The sequence below is a fragment of the Cytophaga aurantiaca DSM 3654 genome (assembly GCF_000379725.1).
Classification (GTDB): Bacteria; Bacteroidota; Bacteroidia; order Cytophagales; family Cytophagaceae; genus Cytophaga; species Cytophaga aurantiaca.
In genome coordinates this window covers 1-4,053 of record NZ_KB903657.1, presented here as the reverse complement: position 1 = coordinate 4,053, position 4,053 = coordinate 1, and the positions used below count along the sequence as shown (strand labels likewise).

The following is a 4,053-nucleotide window of genomic DNA, read 5'->3' as shown; positions in this document are numbered from 1 at the left end:
GAACAGATCATGCATGCATCCATTGCTGCAGTGCCGTTTGGTATTCCCGCGCAATCCAGACAGCTGTTTTCGGTTTTGTTGCATCCGCAGTTTCCAGGTACAGTTTTGTTTGCATCGGTGGGACAAGCATCGCCGGCAACGGCAACATAGCCTGCAGGTTTTGTGCAGGAAGAACGTGTTGCGGAGGGATCACCTTTCCCATCGTTGTCCGTATCAGCATACCAAAGGGTAGAAGGAGTTACAGAAATGATTTTTGCAGCAGAAGTAGATTTACATCCTGCAGTATTTGTTACTTCAACGGTGTATGATCCGGCAGCTGTTGCTGTATATGTTGCAGCTGTTCCGACTTGTGTTGTTCCGTTGAACCATTTGTAAGAAGTTCCTGTACTTGAAGTAAGCAGAACTGCACCTCCCGCACAGAAAGAGTTGGTAGGAGAGGCAATGGTTGCGATTGGTTTGGCAGAGACCTGTATGGTTACATTGCTGCTTGCTTTACATCCATTCGGATCGGTATAGGTAGCAGTATAGCTTCCTGACTGATTGGTCTGAATAGTTGTCAATACAAGTTCACGGAAGGTTGAAGTAAGTCCATTCGGACCTGTCCAGCTCCATCCGGCTGATACTGCAGGCCATGGACCGAATGTTACGGTTGATCCTTCGCAAACCGTTGCTTGAGAAACAGCGGTCCAGTTGCCATCAATGTTTATGTGATGCTCAATCACCGGCAATGGATTTACGGTAATTACTTTTACAGTAGAGGTAGCTTTACATCCACTTGCATTGGTTACTTCTACGGTGTATGAACCTGCAGCAGGTGCAGTATAAGTTGCAGCTGTGCCAACCTGCGTTGTTCCGTTGAACCATTTGTAAGAAGTTCCTGTACTTGAAGTAAGCAGAACTGCACCTCCCGCACAGAAAGAGTTGGTAGGAGAGGTTATTGTTGCAACAGGCAATGCATTCACTGTAATTACTTTGGTTGCCGATGTTGCTTTACATCCACTTGCATTGGTTACTTCTACGGTGTATGAACCTGCAGTAGTAGCGGTATATGTTGCAGCTGTTCCAACCTGTATTGTTCCGTTGAACCATTTGTAAGAAGCACCTGCACTTGCTGTTAACAAAACATTTCCTCCTGCACAGAAAGAGTTAACAGGAGAGGTTGTTGTTGCAACAGGCAATGCATTCACTGTAATTATTTTGGTTGCCGATGTTGCTTTACAACCCGCCGCGTTAGTTACCTCAACTGTATACGAACCGGCGGCACTTGCTGTGTACGTTGCTGCCGTTCCGACTTGTGTTGTTCCGTTGAACCATTTGTAAGAAGCACCGGTACTTGCTGTTAACAGAACATTTCCTCCGGTACAGAAAGAGTTGGAAAGAGAGGTGATTGTTGCAACAGGCAAAGCATTCACTGTAATTACTTTGGTTGCCGATGTTGCTTTACAACCCGCCGCGTTAGTTACCTCAACGGTATATGATCCGGCAGTAGTTGCGGTGTATGTTGCAGCAGTTCCAACCTGAGCTGTTCCGTTGAACCATTTGTAAGAAGCACCGGTACTTGCTGTTAACAGAACATTTCCTCCGGTACAGAAAGAGTTAACAGGAGAGGTTATTGTTGCAACAGGCAAAGCATTCACTGTAATTACTCTGGTTGCCGATGTTGCTTTACAACCCGCCGCGTTAGTTACCTCAACGGAATATGATCCGGCAGTAGTTGCGGTATAAGTTGCAGCAGTTCCAACCTGCGTTGTTCCGTTGAACCATTTATAAGATGTACCAGTGCTTGCTGTTAACACAACATTTCCTCCGGTACAGAAAGAGTTGGAAGGAGAGGTGATTGTTGCAATACATGTGGGTGTTGTATTGTTTTCGACTACTAAATAAACAACACTATATTTTGGAAGGGATATTAAAATTGAATTGTTTAAAATGTCTGTACCAAATGGTTGTAGGGTTGCGTAGTTTAATGGACCGCCTCCAGCTTCTGTCGTTGTTTGTCCATTTACATAAACCTTTCTTGAAAATTCAGTATCTGATCCACCAGTCAATATATAGTATCTATATTTTGTGCCTACATTAAAATTGTTGAATTTTAAATCAACTGTTTGGTTTGTGGTACCTTTATTGACCAATATAACCCCACTTTGGCCTGAAGTAAATGTAGAGGCATAGCAGTTTATATCAGCACTTCCATTAACTGTTGACGCAACCATTTTGTCGCCAAATGTTTTTTGAAAATAATACATATAATAAAATGGTGCTCTTGGATTATATTGTGTTGCATCTGTTTCTCCATTAGCAAATAAACCATGATTATCACCTGTGCCATATCCATTTAAAAAATCCCATCGATTGGCTAGACCTATTTTACTTTTAATAATTTCCCCTAAGTTTAATGTTGCATGCATTCCATTTATGAATGATATTTGTTCACTTTTTCCTTCAGCATTTATATTCCATTCCGTTAATGCAATTGGAAGGGTAGTTTTTGTGCTGTAATTATTCAAATCTGTTAATCCTACATTTGATATAATAGTTGGAATTTTTAAAGCAGAGTTTAAAATTGTTGCAACTGTTTCATTTTTGCCTGTATAATAATTATGCAATATTAAATAATCAGCTGTTGAAGCTATATGAGGAATTACACCTGAATTCCATGTGCCTAAAACAGATCCTGTTATATCGTATTGATTATGAAAAAGTACAACACCAATTTTAATATCTACACCTATCTCTGCCGCAGCTTTTTTCATCTCGCTTATAAAAACGGCTGCATGTTTACCATATAAGTCGCCGGTTATTCTTTTAGGTTGGCCATCTTTATTTAAAGATTGATCAATTTCATATCCGGTTTCCCATGATCCATAGTTTTCATTTCCTATTTCCCAGTATTTTGTACGTCCATTATCATATCTTACCCAATCTGCAGCATATTTAGCTGCGGTCATAACTGGATCAGCACTTGTCCCATATCTTGCATAGGCATAGTTTACACAAATAAGTCCTTCAGAATTTGTCTTGCTTAACATATCATAATAGTTATCCAAAGACATAGTCCAGCTGGCTTGGTTTGCACCATAATACTGATCATTAAACTTAAATGTAGATGGAGGGGGAGGTGAAGTAGTTGTAGTTGGAGGAGGAATGTCTTTTGGACAGGTAGCTTGTGATGTTGCATTCCAAAAATAGTCATTTGACATATTACCACCTGGCCATCGAATTACATTCGGACTAAGGTTTGAAATGGTATTCATAAAATTTGTATTCTGATTTATTTTTCCACCCCACACACCTGCATTATGACCATACACATACTTACTTACTTTTGTGATGACATTTGCTGCATCAATTGTAACAGTTGTAGTTGGTGGAGCAGTTGCATTTGGTTTAACTATATAAGTAGAATTTACAAGTGTTTTAGCTTGCCAATCCGTTAAGAAAAATCCTTGCGAAGCTGTTTGTGAAAATAAACTTAATTGAATCAAATAAACGAATGCAAATAAAAGAGACTTTTTCATATCTATAATCATGTTATAGTTATAAGAGTACTTTTACCACATAAGGTGAACAAAAAAATAAATTTTTAATTGTCGACTCTCAAAAAGTATTTAATAGTTTTGACATTAAGTAATTAAGCATAACAGCGTATGTTAATCTTCAAGATATTTTTATCTGTTCTTTAAAATCTTGAAGATTAACATGTGCTATCAAAACTAAAACCTAATCCCCAACTATTTTTTTCGCCTCATTTCATTAAATGTTATTTTTTAAAAAAATATCATTAACGAAACCATGATTAATTAATTGAATTATATGTTAGTGTTTTATTACTTTTAGAATGCTTATTCCGTCAGGAGTGATGATTCTAAGCAGATAAAGTCCATTTGCGAATCCGGATGTTTGTATGGAATGAACATTTGCATCTTCAAAAACTAGTTGTCCATTTGCATCAATCAATTGAATATGCGCATCGACAGGTAGTATAAGTTCAAGTTGTTCGGAGAACGGATTTGGTGAGACTTGAATGCCTTGTATGTTATTGGTATTTTTATT

General features: G+C 38.6%; 2 protein-coding genes. Both read right to left on the bottom strand.

The features are described from left to right. Positions 1 to 3,518: Ig-like domain-containing protein (locus A3EE_RS21480; RefSeq protein WP_483782818.1), on the bottom strand; the 3,518-nt coding region annotated here is incomplete at its 3' end. A gap of 298 nt (positions 3,519 to 3,816) precedes the next feature. Continuing rightward, the coding region (locus A3EE_RS20760) for a T9SS type A sorting domain-containing protein (RefSeq protein WP_033418128.1) at positions 3,817 to 4,053 on the bottom strand (237 nt) is incomplete at its 5' end.